This is a genomic window from Geodermatophilus sp. SMS 5-13 (assembly GCF_059428245.1).
This window is the reverse complement of the sequence record NZ_CP165729.1, coordinates 3012262-3026510: the sequence shown is the minus strand read 5'-3', so window position 1 is coordinate 3026510 and position 14249 is coordinate 3012262. Positions and strand designations below refer to the sequence as shown.

The following is a 14249-nucleotide window of genomic DNA, read 5'->3' as shown; positions in this document are numbered from 1 at the left end:
GCCGGTCAGGCCTGCAGCTTGTGGTCGTCCAGGAACGCGGTGACGATCCGCACCACGTCGTCCGGGCGCTCGACGTGCATGCCGTGGCTCGACCCCGGCCCGGTCACCAGCTCGTAGCGGGCGCCGGGGATCGCGTCGGCGACGGCCTTCGACTGCCAGGGCGGGGTCAGCAGGTCCTGCTCGCCCACGATCACCAGGGTCGGCGCGGTGATCTCGCCGAGCCGGTCGAGGGTGTCGTGCGCCAGGTCGGCGTCCCACTGCTCGACCGTGACCTGCATCTGCTCCTCGGTCTGCGGGAACGCCGGCAGCATCGGCTCCAGCATCGCCGCGAAGTCCGGGTGGTCGAGCAGCTGCGGGGAGAACGCCAGGCCCGCCGCGCCCAGCGCCGCCTCCATGTCACGGACGGCGTAGGGCAGCCGCAGCGCGGTGAAGACGGAGCGCTGCAGCCCGTCGCAGCGCCCCCAGGTGGCGTACATGATCGCGCTGGCCACCTGCTCCGGGTGGGCCAGCGCCAGCTCCTGCACGACCGCGGAGCCGAGCGACCAGCCCATGACGTGCGCCTTCGGGATCTCGAGGGCGTGCATCAGCGCGGAGACGTCCTCGGCCATCGACGCGGCGGTGATCGCCCCCTCGCCCCGCTCGCTGCCCCCCAGGCCCCGGTTGTCGAAGGCGATCACGCGGTAGCTCTGGGACAGCCGCGGGATGATCTCGCCCCAGAGCGGGATCGATCCCGATGTCCCCATGATCAGGACGAGGGGATCGCCCTCGCCGCTGATCTCGTAGTTCAGCGTGACTCCGGTCCGGCAGGCCGTCTGCGGCATGGTGGGGGCTCCTCGATGTCTGGGGATACGGGCGGGCAGGGGATGGGGGCGGAGGGTCAGCTGTAGACGAGCGTGCCGTCCTCGAGGTCGGCCTTGGGCAGGGTCACCTGCTCCTCCTCGTGCTCGATCATGTGCGTCCAGGGCTCGCGGTCGCCCTGCTTGAACAGCACGTGCTGGGAGCGCATGACGTAGCCGGCGTTGAAGTTCTCCGGGTCGGACCAAGGGCGGATCTGCATGTCCGCGTCCTCCGGCCTCAGCGTCGGGACCACCATCGTGGCCCCCTTGGCGGCCATGGTCTCGAACAGCCGGCAGATCACGTCGCTGACCAGGTCCGCGCGCAGCGTCCAGCTGTGCCGGAAGTAGCCGAACACGTAGGCCATGTTCGGCACGCCGCTGATCATCAGACCGCGCCAGGTGACGCGTGCGGGGAAGTCGACGGGCTCGCCGTCGACGGTGAACGCGATGTCGCCGAACGCGGAGAGGTTGAAGCCGGTGGCGGTGACCACGATGTCGGCCGGGATCTCCTCGCCCGAGCTGACCCGGATGCCCTTCTCGGTGAACGTCTCGATCGTGTCGGTGACGATCGCGGCCCTGCCCTCGCGCAGCGCCGTGAACATGTCGCCCTCCGGGACGATCGCGATGCGCTGCTGCCAGGGGCGGTACCGGGGCGTGAAGTGCTTCTCGATGTCGAAGCCCTCGGGCAGCAGCGGGCGCATCTCGTCGAGCAGGAAGGTGTGCAGCTCCTCGGGCGCCTCGAGCGAGGTCCGTGCCAGCCACTGGTACTGCGAGATGTACTGGCGGCGGAGGATCTCGTGCGTCCACTCCTCCGGGATGTCCAGCGCGCGCAGCTGGATGGCCAGCTCGTGGGTGATCGGCGGCGCGAAGTAGTACGAGGGCGAGCGCTGCAGCATCGTCGTGAGCTCGGCCTTCTCCGCGATGGCCGGGATCAGCGTCGACGCGGTGGACCCCGAGCCGATGACGACGACCCGCTTGCCGGTGTAGTCGAGGTCCTCCGGCCACGACTGCGGGTGCACGATCACACCCTGGAACCGGTCCATGCCCTCCCACTTCGGCTGGTAGGGCTTCTCGTGGTTGTAGTAGCCCTGGCACATCCACAGGAAGTTCGCGGTGAAGCGCAGCTGCTCATCGGTGTCGGCCCGGGTCACCTCCACGGTCCACTGCCGGTCCTCGCTCGACCAGCTCGCCGTGGTGACCCGGTGCTGGTAGCGGATGTACTGCGCCAGGTCGTTCTCCTCGATGACCTCGTCGAGGTAGTCGAGGATCTCGTGTCCGCCCGCGATCGAGGGTCCTCGCCACGGCTTGAACCGGTAGCCGTAGGTGAACAGGTCGCTGTCCGAGCGCACGCCGGGATAGCGGTGGGTCCACCACGTGCCGCCCCGGTTGTCCTGCGCCTCGAGGACGACGAAGGACTGGTCGGGGAACTGCTGCCGCATGTGGTACGCGGCGCCGATCCCGGCCACGCCGGCGCCGATCACGAGGACGTCGACGTGCTCCACGCCGGACTGGTCGCTGCGCTCGGCGATGCTCACCGGCTCGGTCGTGGTCATGCTGGAGCCTCCGCTCGTTGGCCGTGATGGAGGTCACAAACGCTATAGCGCAACCGGTCGAACCGGAATCCCACTCACAGGCTCCGCGACACGCCGCAGCCCCCACGGCCGCGGGGACCGTGGGGGCTGCGATCTGCCGTCGCCGTCAGGCGCCGGGCTACTCCGTGTCCTGCTGGCCGATGCGCTCGTCGGCGAGGTCGCCGGCCTTGTCGCTCTGCTGGTCGAACCTGCCGCCGGTCTTCTCGTCGGCGAACTCCTCCGCCTTGTCCAGCGCCTGGTCGCTGCGCTGCTCGCCCTGCTCGCTGTTCAGCGCTTCCTTCGCCTTGTCCCCGAGGCCGCCGAGGTCCATGCCGCACTCCTCCCGGTTCGCTGGTGGGCTCCGGCACTACCCGGTCCGGGAGCGGTCGATGCGTCAGGCCGGGTTGTCGGCGCGGGCGTCGGCGACCACCCGGAACCACTCCGAGCGGCTGGGTTCCTCCTCCAGGCGCTGCAGCGTCTCCCGCTGGTCGAGGAAGGCGGGGTCGGAGTGCCACGCCTCCCAGTCCTCGCGGCTGCGCCAGGTCCCGACGATCACGCGGGTGGCGCTCTCGTCGTCCGAGGTGAGCAGCTGGCCGGAGATCCAGCCCGGCCGCTCCCGGGCGGAGTCGAACCGTGCGCGCATGGCGTCGTCCCACTCCGCCTCGTCGCCGGGCCGCAGCCGGGTCGTGGTCACCACCGTCATCATCGCGATCGCCTGCCCGTCGTCCTCGGCGTCGTCCTCGGCGGAAGCTGAGGGACGCCGAGTCTGCCCAGGCCGGGCCGCGGACGGCAAGGACAGCGATCGGCAGGCCGCCGTCCCGCGGGCGGCCTACGCTTCGCCGGTGCGCCCCTTCCGTGCTCAGGGCAGCCCCGCCCTCGGGCCACGGGTCCTCCTGCCGGTCCTCGTGCTGGCCGCAGGCGTCGCCCAGGGCTTCGGGCGCTTCGGGTACGCGCTGCTGCTGCCCGCCGTCAACGCCGAGCTGGTGCACTCCTACGCCGTCGCCGGACTGCTGGGCACGCTGAACCTCACCGCCTACCTCGCCGGGACGCTGCTGGTCAGCCTCACCGCCGGCCGCCTGGCGCCGGCGACCTCGGTGCGGCTGGGCCTGCTGATCAGCACCGCCGGGCTGGTGGTCCTCGCGTCGGCGCCGTCGGTGCCGGTCCTGGTGGTGGGCATGGTCGTGACCGGATTCGCCGGCGCGATGATCTGGGTGCCGGCGCCGGGCATCGCCGGCTCCGCCGTCCGCGTCGCGCGCCGCGGCCTGGCCATCGGGCTGACCGGCAGCGGCGTCGGGGTGGGCGTGGCGGCCAGCAGCGCGCTGACCGCGGTCGTGCACGCCGTCGCCGGCGCCGATGCGTGGCGCCAGGTGTGGGGGATCGAGGCCGTGCTGGCCGCGGTGGTGGCGGCCGCGGCGGCGCGGTGGCTGCGGCCGCCGGTCACCCCGGTCTCCGGTCCGGTCCGCATCTCGGCGCTGCGGGCGGTCCCCGGCTGGATCGGCTCGACGGTCTCCTACGGCGGGTATGGCCTGGCGGTCGCGATCTACATGACCTTCCTCGTCGCCGCGTACCAGGACGACGCCGGCTTCGGTTCCGGCCACGCGTCGGCGGTGTTCGCCCTGGTGGGGGTGTGCATCATGGCCGGCGGGGTGCTGCTCGGCCGCTGGTCGGACGCCGTCGGCCGGCGCGCGGCCATGACCGGGGCCTACGTCGGCATGACCGCGGCGGTGCTGCTCGTCCCGATCGGCGCCGAGCCGTGGGCGGTGCTCTCGGCCCTGCTGTTCGGCCTGGCGATGTCCGGGGCCCCGGCGGTGCTCGCCGCCCATCTCGCCGACTACCTCGACCCCCGCCGGTTCGCCGCGGCCTTCGGCGCGGTCACCCTCGTGTTCGGGCTGGCCCAGCTGGTGGGCCCGCAGCTCGGCGGGTGGATCGCCGAGCGGACGGGCAGCTTCACGACGGCGTTCCTGGTCGCGGCCGGCGCGGCGCTCGTCGGCGCCGCCGCGTCGGCGACCCTCCCGCGACGCGGTGCGGCCGCGGTGCCCCGCGGCAGCGCGCCCGAGGTGACCTGACGCGGCCTTGTCGGTGCCGCCCGCGAGGATGGCGGCATGGTGGCCTTCTTCCTCCCGCGGGCGAGCGACGACGAGCAGGCCGAGCGGCTCTACGACGCCCTGGCCGAGTTCGCCGGCTGCGAGCCGGCCCCGGCCGGGCGGCGCGTGCACTCCATCGCCTTCGCCCACGACGGGGCCCGGTGGGTCGCCGAGGTGGGCGAGGAGCTCCGCGGCCGGCGGACGACGCAGCAACTGCGCCGCGGCGAGCTGATCGAGCGCACCGAGGACCTGTCGTCGTCCTCGCGGGTGCTCGCCGTCTACCCGGGCACGCCGTTCGTCGTCGTCACCGACGCGCAGCCGATCACCGGTGCGCCGTCGGAGTGGGCCAACCCGTTCACCGCCGAGCCGGAGCAGGTGACCTACTTCGACGCGACGTGAGACGCGGCCGTGCTCAGATGCCCGTCTCGGCCGGCAGGATCCCCCGCCGGACGGCGTCCTCCAGGGCGGCGTGGTCGCGCTCGGTCTGGTCGGCGTAGGCGCGGGCGAACCGGCAGAGGGCCTGGCGCACCTTGCTGCCGCCCCCGAGGTAGCCCGCGATCATCGACGCCCCGCTGGTACGGGCGTGCCCCTTGGCCAGCAGGTAGCCGCAGATGCCGGCGTAGGCGACGAGCGCGCCGGCGTCGATGCCGGCGATCGTGATGGCGCCCTTCATGTCGCGGAACTGGCGGACGTAGTACTGGACGTCGCCCGCGCTGGTCCAGCCGAGCAGCGGATCGCTCACCGTCTGCACCGCCTGCTGGTACTCCACGACCCGCTGGCCCTGGTGGGCGTGCCACGCCGACTCGCCGTGCACGAACGGCGCGACCACCGACCGCCGCGCCTGCTTGAGCTGGAGGAACAGCACGTCGTCGGCGCTGCTGCCCTCGCACAGCGCCACCCACGCCCGCAGCCCGACCGAGCCGACGCCGACCACCTTGTGCGCGATGTCGACCAGGCGGTAGCCGCTGACCACCCGCGCCCAGTGCGGCGGCAGCGTGGTCAGGTAGGCGTCCAGCGCCTCGGCGAGCTGCTCGGCCTCCTCCGGCCGCGGCCGGGTGATCAGCGGCGGCTCGGTGACGATCCGCCGCGCGCCGTCGCGGTGCTCCGTGATCCGGGGCAGCGCGCGGTCGCTGGTGCGCTTGCGGGCCCGCCGGGCCGCCGTCTCGATCTCGGCGCGCAGGCCCGTGCCGGGCGCCGCCCGCAGCATCCGGTCGACGTCGAGGTGCTCGAAGGAGCGGGCGAGCAGCGGCTGCTCGGCCAGGGCGGCGATCTGCACCCGGTACTCCTCGACGCAGCGGGTCACCGCGTCGCCGCAGGCGGCCTCCGGCGCCCCGGCCTCCCGGCCGGCCACCCAGACGCTGGTGGTCAGCCGGCGCAGGTCCCACTCCCACGCGCCGGGGTGCGCCTCGTCGAAGTCGTTGAGGTCGAACACGAGGTCGCGCTCCGGGGAGGCGTAGAACCCGAAGTTCCCGAGGTGCGCGTCGCCGCACGCGACCGGTGTGATCCCGGTGGCCGGCAGGCAGGCGAAGTCCGCGGCGTGCACGTTGGCCGCGCCCCGCAGGAAGGCGAAGGGGGAGGCGATCATCCGGCCGACGCGCACGGGGATCAGCCAGTCCAGCCGTCCCTCGTGCGACCGGATCACCTGGTCGACGACGTCCATGCGGTCCGGCGGGGCAGTCCAGTCCCCGAGCGAGCTGCGGGGCGTCGTGTGGCGGAGCTCCCGGCCCAGCGCGTAGCGCGCCGAGCGCGGCGGCGGGCTGTCCCGCAACGAGGAGAACCCGCGGTCGTCGGCGGACGCGAGGACGGTGTGCGCCCGCCGCACACCCTGCTGCCCGGTCATGTGCGCAGCCTCGCAGCGGCGGGGTCCGCGGGCCAGGGGAGTCCGTTCCCGGATCCGCTCGCGACCACGACGCACTCAGCCGGGCTGGGACTCGTGTCCGGCGGGCACGGAACGGGTGAGGCCGCGGTAGGCGTCCGCGGCGCGGATCCGGCCGCTGACGACGTCGTGGATCGTCCGCGCGATCGGCATGCGCAGCCCGTGCCGGTCGGCCAGTTCCACCACCGTGGCGACGGTCCTGACGCCCTCGGCGACCATGCGCATCTCGGCCAGCACCTCGTCCAGGGAGCGCCCCCGGCCGAGTTGCTCGCCGACGTGGCGGTTGCGGCTCTGGGGGCTCATGCAGGTGGCCACCAGATCGCCCATGCCGGCCAGCCCGGCCAGCGTCGCCGGCTCGCCCCCCATCGCCACGGCGAGCGTGGTGAGCTCGGCCAGACCGCGGGACATCACGGCGGCCCGCGTGTTGTCGCCCACGCCCAGGCCCTCGGCGATGCCGGCGGCGATGGCGACCACGTTCTTGAGCGCGCCGCCGATCTCGCACCCCACGACGTCGTGGTGGGTGTAGACGCGGAACATCCCGCGGTTCATCTCCCGCTGCAACGCCGCGGCGACGGTGAGGTCCTCCGTCGCGATCACGCTGGCGGCCGCCTGGCCGGACATGATCTCCTTCGCCAGGTTCGGCCCGGTGAGCGCGGCGGCCGGCCTTCCGGGGAGCACCTCCTTGATCACCTGGGTCATGCGCAGGTGGGTGTCCCGTTCGAGGCCCTTGCTGAGGCTCACCACGGGGATCCAGGGCGCCAGGTCCGGCCGCACCTTCTCGAGGGTCTCCCGGAAGGCGCCGGTCGGTACGCCGACCACCAGCACCTCGGCGTGCCGGGAGGCCTCCTCGAGGTCGGCCGTCGCCCGCAGCCGTGCCGGCAGCCGAGCGCCCGGTAGGTAGGCGGCGTTGGTCCGCTGGTCGGCGACTTCCGTGGCGACGGCGGGGTTGCGTGCCCAGAGCAGGACGTTGTGGTCGCGCCGGCACAGCAGCGAGGCGACCGTCGTCCCCCACGAGCCGGCCCCGAGCACGGTCATCCTCATCGACGCCTCCTCGCGGGTGGACGATCACCGGCCCGCACAGGATGGTCGCGGACCAGCGGCCGGACCAGTCCCTGGCCAACCGCGCCCTAGGCTGGCGGACCGTGCCGCTGAACCGTTACGGCGTGCTCGCCGGCGTCCTGCACCGCTCCTTCCGCGACCGGCCGGACGAGCAGGGACGCTGGTTCCACGTCAACCTCGAGGTCGACGCCCCACCGGGCCGGTACCGGTGCGCCGTGGACGTCGACAGCAAGATGTCCGCCGTCGGGGTGCAGTGGCAGGTGCTCATCCTGCCGCCCGCCGCGCTCGGGCCGGTGCCCGCGCTCCCGCCCGGACTGCACGACCTGCCGCGCGCCCCGGACTCGGGCGCCCTGGACTACCAGCGGCACCCGGCGCTGGCCCCGCGGTCCGAGGCCGACTGGACGACGGGCTCGCACCTGCAGGCCGCCGAGGCCCTGGAGACGATCCTGGTCCCGGGGCGCCGGACGCTGGTCTTCGGGGAACCCTTCGAGACCGGGCTGGGCGTGCACAACGTGCACCAGAACCAGGGCGATCCGGCGGGCAGCCAGTGGTGGGAGGAGAACGGCATCTGGCAGGACGGCGCGACGCTGACCGAGCGCTCGGACGGCCGGTTCGACGTCTTCCTGTCCAAGTTCTCGACGCAGGCCGCCGCCACCGACGACGACGGTCACCCGCGCGGGACGGGCTACGCCCGGGGAGTCGCGTCGAGCTGACGACCGTCCCGCGGGCGCTACCCTCGCAGCTCCCGGGACGGCCGGAGGCGGCTCGGCGCCGGGCGAGGAGGCCGATCGGCATGGGCAACCGGTTCAGGGCGTCGGTCGCGCTCACCGACGAGTGGGAGCACTTCGGGTTCGGGGTCGCCGACGGCGTCGCCACGGTCACGCTGAACCGGCCCGAGAAGCTCAACCCGCTGACCTTCGAGAGCTACGCCGACCTGCGCGACCTGGTGCTGCAGCTGCCGTACCGGGACGACGTCCGGGTGCTGGTGATCCGCGGCGAGGGCAAGGCGTTCTGCGCCGGCGGGGACGTGCACGAGATCATCGGCGAGCTGCTGCGCATGCGCCCCCGCGAGCTCATGGCCTTCACCAAGATGACCGGCGACCTCATCCGGGCGATGCGCGAGGTGCCGGTGCCGATCGTCGCGGGCATCCAGGGCATCGCCGCCGGAGCCGGTGCGGTGGTGGCTCTCGCCTCGGACTTCCGGATCGTGACCGCGTCCGCCCGGTTCGCGTTCCTGTTCACCAAGGTCGGGCTCTCCGGGGGCGACATGGGGGCGGCCTACCTGCTGCCGCGCGTCGTCGGCGCCGGGCGGGCCACGCAGCTGCTGATGCTCGGCGACACGATCGACGCGCCGACCGCCGACCGGTACGGCCTGGTGAGCGAGCTGGTCGCCGACGACGAGCTGGACGACGCCGTGGCCCGGCTGGCCGCGCGGCTGGGCTCCGGGCCGGCGCTGGCCTACGCGCAGACCAAGGCGCTGATCACCCGCGAGCTGGACATGTCGCTGGCGGGAGCGATGGAGCTCGACGCCATGACGCAGGCGCTGCTGATGACCACCGACGACCACGCGGAGTTCCACGCGTCGTTCACCGAGCGCCGTCCGCCCCGGTGGACCGGCACGTGACCGACCCGCGCACCTGCCTGGTCACCGGCGCGAGCCGGGGCATCGGCGCCGCGGTGGCGGCCCGGCTCTCGGCCGACGGGCACCGGGTCGCCCTGCTGGCCCGGGACGGCGCCGCGCTCGGGTCGGTCCGCGACCGGCTGCCGTCCCCGGCGCTGTGCGTGGCCGCCGACGTGACCGACGCGGGGCAGGTGGACGCCGCCGTCGCGCGGGTGGAGCAGGAGTGGGGGCCGGTCGAGGTGCTCGTCTCCAACGCCGGCGCGGGGTTCGCCGCGTCGCTGGTCGACACGTCGGACGACGACTGGGCCCGCATGCTCGAGCTCAACCTGACCGCGCCGTTCCGGCTGGTCCGCCGGGTGCTGCCGCCGATGCTCGAGCACGGCTGGGGCCGGATCGTCGTCGTCGCCTCCGTCGTGGCCAAGCGCGGCGAGGCGCAGGTCGCGGCGTACACCGCGGCCAAGCACGGGGTGCTCGGGCTGGTCCGCTCCGCCGCCGCGGAGCTGGCCCGCACAGGGGTGACGGTGAACGCTGTCTGCCCCGGCTACGTCGACACCCCGATGACCGACGGGAACGTCGAGGCGATCGCCGCGCGGTCCGGGCGCACGCCCGACGAGGCGCGGACGGTGCTGGCGCGGCGGCAGCCGATCGGCCGGTTCGTCGATCCGGAGGAGGTGGCGGACGCCGTGCTCTTCTGTGTGGGCAACGCGGCGGTGACCGGGCAGGGCGTCAACGTCGACGGCGGGACGGTGCAGTCATGAGCCTCGAGCGGATCAACCCGCCGGAGCTGGCGCGGCCGTCGGGGTTCGCGCACGCCGTCCGGGCCCGTGGCACGGTGACCGTGCACCTGGCGGGGCAGACCGCGCTGGACGCCGAGGGGCGGATCGCCGGCCGCACCATCGTCGAGCAATTCGAGCGGGCGCTGGGCAACCTGCTCACCGCGCTGCGCGCCGCCGGCGGTGGGCCGGAGCACCTGGCGAGCCTGACGATCTACATCGTCGACGTCCCCGACTACCGGGCGCACGCCCGGGAGATCGGTGAGGTCTGGCGCCGGCTGGCCGGGCGGAACTACCCGGCGACCGCCGGGATCGGCGTCGCCCGGCTCTGGGACGACGACGCGCTGGTGGAGGTGCAGGGGGTCGCCGAGATCCCGCCCGAGGTCCCTGCCTGAGGAGGAGTTCTTCGTTGGAGATCTGGATCAACCCGGCCTGCTCGAAGTGCCGGTCCGCCACCGAGCTGCTCGACGACGCCGGCGCGACGTACACCGTGCGCCGGTACCTCGATGACCCGCCGACCGCCGACGAGCTCGACGCCGTTCTGCAACGGCTCGGCCTCGACCCGTGGGACGTCGCCCGGACGAACGAGCCTGTGGCCGCCGAGCTCGGGCTCGCCGACCTGCCCCGCGACCGGCGCCGCTGGCTCGAGGTCATGGCGGCGAACCCGATCCTCATCCAGCGGCCGATCATCACCGCGGACGACGGGACCACCGTGGTCGGCCGCTCCGAGGACGCCGTCCGCCGCGCACTGGACGCCTCCTCGTAGCCGGCACCCGACGCTCGTGCTCGCAGGCTCGGGCGTGCTCCACGTCCACGCCGCACTCGTCCCTACGCCTGGTGACTCGGCGGGGGACTGGGCAGTGGGTCGGGGTCTCGGACCGGGCACCCGACGACGTCCCGGTCAGCCGGCTCGGGCGAGCTCCGGGTCGTCGGCCGATGGGCGGAGCACCAGGATCTCGGTGCCGTCGTGGCGGTAGGTGTGCCAGCGTCCGCTGCTGTCTCGTTCGACGCGAAAGCCGTGGTGGGCCTGGGTGTGGTGCCGCTCGCACAGCAGCGCGCTGTTCTCCGGGTTGGTCTCGCCGCCGAAGAGCCAATGCACGACGTGATGAACCTCGCACCAGTAGGTCGGGGCATCGCAGCCGGCGAAGACGCAGTGCTCGTCCCGGAGTTCGACGGCCTTGCGCAGGCCGGGGGTGACCAGCCGCTGGGCGCGGCCGTAGTCGAGCAGTTCGCCGTCGGCGGAGAGCAGGTAGCGGCGCAGCTCGGCGTCGCAGGCCACCTGGCGGGCGCGGGCGGCGGAGAAGATCGCGCCGAACCCGGCCCGGGCGGCGCCCCTGCCGGTGGCCGGGTCGGCCAGGTCCTCGCTGCTCACCCGGACCGCGACCTGGGGCTTGACGCCGCGCAGCAGCGGCAGGGTGCCGCAGCCGAGATGGATGTCGGCCAGCTGGACGAGGGCGTCGGCCTGCTGCTGGGGCCGGGTGCGCGCATCGCCGGCCGGCCGGTGGGCCTGCAGCAGTGACTCGATCGCGGCCTGCAGCTTCTCCATGCCGACCGGGTCGAGGTGGAAGCGGCCGGTGCCCGAGCCGTCGGCGTGCTTGGCGAAGGAGAGGAACCGTTCCTCGGTGGGATCGGGTTCGGGGCCGTCGGCGTCGAGCCGCTCGAGCACGGTGTGCACGAGGCGGACCAGCTCGTCGTGCCGATGTCCGGCGGCGAAGCGGGCGAGCACCTCGCCGACGCCGGCCACGGTGCCGCCCTGGGCCTCGATCAGCCCGGCGTACCGGGGGCCGGTGATCTTGCCGATCAGGTCCACGTGATCGGCGGTCAGCCCCCCGGCGGCGTGCTGCTCCTCCACCGTCGGGAGCTGTTCCAGCGCCCGGCCGGTGCGCACCACCTGCGCGGCCGCCGCCCTGGACAACCGGCAGTGCCCGCGCAGCCAGGACTGTGCCGTGGCCATCCCATCGGTGGTGAACGCCTGCTTGTTCTCGGCGGTGCGCACGGTGCGGGCGAGCTCGGCGGCGATCCGGTTCTGCTGTGCCACCAGGTCGGCGGTGCGGTTGAGCAGCTGCGGCCCGGTCAGCGCGTGGAGGTCCTCGTCGGCGAGGGCGTCAAGCACCGACGTGAACTCGTCCACGAACACCTCCCCGATACTCGATCAGACGTTCGAAGCATACCGCTCCGAGGAGTGTCTCGCGACCTGAATCCCCAGGTCAGCCGCCTGTCCACAGACCGCGAGAAGGGATTGCGCATGCGCCCATGAGCCCGCCGTGACTCCAGATCCAGGTGCCCGTCAGGCATCCCTTCCTCGCCCCAAAGGCGGCTTAAGAGACAGCCGAACGGTGTGCGCTCAGGCCGGGTTCGAGAGCGTGAAGCCCGGCCTCAGCGCACACCGTTGCCCCGCAGGAGGGTGCGCTGACCGGGAAATCCTCCGTGGCCCTGAGTGGGCCGCTATGAGCGAGTGCCGGCTCGCCCCGAGGGCGGCTATAGGGACGCCCCATCCGCGCCGCGAGGTGGTCTCCGAGTCGCCCAGAGTGGGTCGTCTTGGGCGATTCGATGGCTCGACCGACGGGCGGGCTCAGGGCTACTCCTCCCGCGCGCCGAGATTCGCGGTCTCGTGGCATCCGCCGGCCGGGTAGCCGCGAGACCGCGCATCTCGGAGGAGTGGCGCCCGAGTCGCGCAGAGCGTGAGATCCGCACTCAAGCGACGTCCGACCCCAGTGAAGACGGAGCCGCCCGCCCGGACGCATGCGAGTAGCCCTCATCGGGCCGCTCTGGGACACCCCGAGGCGGCCTTCTGTGGTGGCGGCTCCGAGCGACTGTGGGTTGGCAGCCAAGACCGGCGGCGTCGCCCTACTCCTGCGGCGGCGCCGCCGGTACCGGCCCGGCGACCGCGGTGCGCCGCCGCACCAGGCGGATCGGCACCAGCACTCCCGTGGCCACCAGCGCGGCGACCGCCAGCCATGGCAGGAGGACGCCGAGGACGACGACGGCCGCGCCCAGGGCCGTCACCAGGGCCCGCCATCCGGTGCCGAGGCCGTCGAGGAAGCCGTCCGGACCGCCGACCGGCGCGACACCGAACGGCTCCAGGTGAACGCTGAGCGTCGACAGCGCGACCTGGTCGGCGAGCAGCGCCCGTTGAGACTGCAGCGACTCCAGCTTCTCCTGCCGCTCGGAGAGGGCCTTCTCGGCCGCCAACAGGGCCTCGGTCGTGGCCGCCTGGTCCATCAAGCTTTGCAGTCGCGCCACCGAGGTCTGCAGCGCCGAGATCCGCGCGTCCAGATCGACCGCCGTGGCGGTCACGTCGGCACGGGACACCGACACGTTCGCGACGTCGCCGACGTCCTCGAGGTCGGCCAGAAGCCCGGTCAGGGCATCGGCCGGCACCCGCACCACGAGGTCGGCGACGGCGCCCTCGACCCCGTCCTTTCCGGACGCCGCCTGCTCGGTGCGCTCGTCGACCCGGCCGCCGGCGGCCTCCACCAGCTCACTGACCCGCTGAGCGCCCGCGGCCGGGTCCTTGACGGCGACCGACGCGGTGGCGGTCGTGACCACCTGCCGGTCGGTGTCGGCAGGCGTGTTCCCGGGATCCCCCGGAGCGGCGGGCGCGGAAACGCCCTCGCCGGCACCGCCGTCCGATGACGAGTCCGAGCCGGCGCCGGAGCAGCCGACGAGCAGCGCCATGGCCACCGCCGCGAGTGCCATGCCCGGGGAGCGCCTCATCGTCGGACGGTAAGCGCGTGATCGGGCGGCCGACCAGCGCCGATGCCGAATCGTGGCGGCGGCGACGCCCGATCGTGACGTGGAACGGGCCGGCTCGAACCGGGCGATCCGGACACAGGCAACGGCCGGTTCTGGCCTCACCGGCCGCCCACGTGCCATCGCCCTACGCTCCGGCCATGACGGAGGCCCGGGAGGCAGGATCTCAGGCACATGTGGTGCCTCTGGCCTGGGGCGGGCCGCAGGGGTTTCACCACCAGCGGGACGGGGCTCGCGAGGTCGCGGATCTGCTCTAGCGCGGCTGGCCTCTGGCGGTCCGGTCGCTCAGCGGCTCGTCTACCGGTTCCTCGACGCGTGGCGGGACTACGTGCGGTTGTCGACGGAGGGCTGCGACTTCGGCGACACACCACTCGTGACGGGTGAGCCGCTCTCGCAGGACGGGGATGACGTCTTCGCGCACTGGGACGTCGTGCGAGAGGTCCTGCTCGGCGTGTGGCCGGACGTCGCCCCGCAGGCGGCGGCCGCATCCCGCGCGCTCGTCCGACTGGAAACCGCCTTCGGCTACGACTCCGATCGCGTCGACGTTGCCGCGGTGCACCGCGAGATGCTGACGGTGGTCGCCTTCGTCGACGACATCGAGGCGCGGATGCGGGCCCGGCCAGGCTTCGCGGAACACCGGCAGGCGGAGGGCCGCGGCTGAGTCCGGCCGACGGCT

At 73.5% G+C, this 14249-nt stretch carries 16 protein-coding genes; 8 read left to right on the top strand and 8 right to left on the bottom strand.

All coding sequences use genetic code 11. The features are described 5' to 3' along the window. Positions 1–5: 5 nt before the first annotated feature. The 4 genes from AB3388_RS14640 to AB3388_RS14625 form a co-directional block, all read right to left on the bottom strand. Positions 6–821, bottom strand: a complete 816-nt coding sequence (locus tag AB3388_RS14640) for an alpha/beta fold hydrolase (protein ID WP_495406011.1) — start codon at positions 819–821, stop codon at positions 6–8. A 56-nt stretch (positions 822–877) separates the two neighbouring features. Continuing rightward, positions 878–2389: a flavin-containing monooxygenase gene (locus AB3388_RS14635; RefSeq protein WP_495406010.1), complete on the bottom strand. Its 1512-nt coding sequence runs from the start codon at positions 2387–2389 to the stop codon at positions 878–880. A 157-nt stretch (positions 2390–2546) separates the two neighbouring features. After that, the gene (locus AB3388_RS14630) at positions 2547–2738 is read right to left on the bottom strand and encodes an antitoxin (RefSeq protein ID WP_495406009.1); all 192 of its coding nucleotides are present in this window, start codon (positions 2736–2738) and stop codon (positions 2547–2549) included. Positions 2739–2801: 63 nt separating this feature from the next. After that, positions 2802–3101 carry an antibiotic biosynthesis monooxygenase family protein gene (locus tag AB3388_RS14625; RefSeq protein WP_495406008.1) on the bottom strand — a complete coding sequence of 100 codons (300 nt, stop codon included), beginning with the start codon at positions 3099–3101 and terminating at the stop codon, positions 2802–2804. A gap of 148 nt (positions 3102–3249) precedes the next feature. Between AB3388_RS14625 and AB3388_RS14620 the strand changes: the two genes are divergently transcribed. Further along, on the top strand, positions 3250–4473 hold the full coding sequence (locus AB3388_RS14620) for a YbfB/YjiJ family MFS transporter (RefSeq protein WP_495406007.1): 1224 nt from the start codon (positions 3250–3252) through the stop codon (positions 4471–4473). 36 nt (positions 4474–4509) lie between these two features. Next, positions 4510–4890: a hypothetical protein gene (locus AB3388_RS14615; protein WP_495406006.1), complete on the top strand. Its 381-nt coding sequence runs from the start codon at positions 4510–4512 to the stop codon at positions 4888–4890. A 13-nt stretch (positions 4891–4903) separates the two neighbouring features. On the opposite strand, the gene AB3388_RS14610 is transcribed toward AB3388_RS14615, so the two are convergent. Both AB3388_RS14610 and AB3388_RS14605 read right to left on the bottom strand, forming a co-directional pair. Beyond that, complete coding sequence (locus AB3388_RS14610) at positions 4904–6331, bottom strand: DUF2252 domain-containing protein (RefSeq protein WP_495406005.1); 1428 nt, start codon at positions 6329–6331, stop codon at positions 4904–4906. Positions 6332–6406: 75 nt separating this feature from the next. Further along, the gene (locus AB3388_RS14605; protein ID WP_495406004.1) at positions 6407–7408 is read right to left on the bottom strand and encodes an NAD(P)H-dependent glycerol-3-phosphate dehydrogenase; all 1002 of its coding nucleotides are present in this window, start codon (positions 7406–7408) and stop codon (positions 6407–6409) included. A gap of 101 nt (positions 7409–7509) precedes the next feature. On the opposite strand from AB3388_RS14605, the gene AB3388_RS14600 reads away from it, so the two are divergent. The 5 genes from AB3388_RS14600 (at position 7510) to AB3388_RS14580 (ending at position 10586) form a co-directional block, all read left to right on the top strand. Continuing rightward, positions 7510–8139 (top strand): DUF2278 family protein, encoded by a 630-nt coding sequence (locus AB3388_RS14600; RefSeq protein ID WP_495406003.1) that lies wholly within the window; start codon positions 7510–7512, stop codon positions 8137–8139. An 80-nt stretch (positions 8140–8219) separates the two neighbouring features. Continuing rightward, on the top strand, positions 8220–9050 hold the full coding sequence (locus AB3388_RS14595; protein WP_495406002.1) for an enoyl-CoA hydratase family protein: 831 nt from the start codon (positions 8220–8222) through the stop codon (positions 9048–9050). Next, on the top strand, positions 9047–9805 hold the full coding sequence (locus AB3388_RS14590) for an SDR family NAD(P)-dependent oxidoreductase (protein WP_495406001.1): 759 nt from the start codon (positions 9047–9049) through the stop codon (positions 9803–9805). Before AB3388_RS14595 ends, AB3388_RS14590 begins: the two co-directional genes overlap by 4 nt. Next, positions 9802–10215, top strand: a complete 414-nt coding sequence (locus AB3388_RS14585; protein WP_495406000.1) for a RidA family protein — start codon at positions 9802–9804, stop codon at positions 10213–10215. The genes AB3388_RS14590 and AB3388_RS14585 overlap by 4 nt, the downstream gene beginning before the upstream one ends. A gap of 14 nt (positions 10216–10229) precedes the next feature. Continuing rightward, entirely contained in the window at positions 10230–10586 is a 357-nt protein-coding gene (locus tag AB3388_RS14580; protein WP_495405999.1) for an arsenate reductase family protein, read from the top strand. A 135-nt stretch (positions 10587–10721) separates the two neighbouring features. Here AB3388_RS14580 and AB3388_RS14575 read toward each other — a convergent pair whose 3' ends face one another. Together AB3388_RS14575 and AB3388_RS14570 are read right to left on the bottom strand one after the other, a co-directional pair. Beyond that, positions 10722–11951, bottom strand: a complete 1230-nt coding sequence (locus AB3388_RS14575) for an HNH endonuclease signature motif containing protein (protein WP_495405998.1) — start codon at positions 11949–11951, stop codon at positions 10722–10724. Positions 11952–12667: 716 nt separating this feature from the next. Then, complete coding sequence (locus AB3388_RS14570) at positions 12668–13537, bottom strand: DUF4349 domain-containing protein (RefSeq protein ID WP_495405997.1); 870 nt, start codon at positions 13535–13537, stop codon at positions 12668–12670. Positions 13538–13946: 409 nt separating this feature from the next. Here AB3388_RS14570 and AB3388_RS14565 point away from each other — a divergent pair, with 409 nt between their 5' ends. Continuing rightward, entirely contained in the window at positions 13947–14234 is a 288-nt protein-coding gene (locus AB3388_RS14565) for a hypothetical protein (RefSeq protein WP_495405996.1), read from the top strand. The last annotated feature ends 15 nt before the right edge of the window (positions 14235–14249 follow it).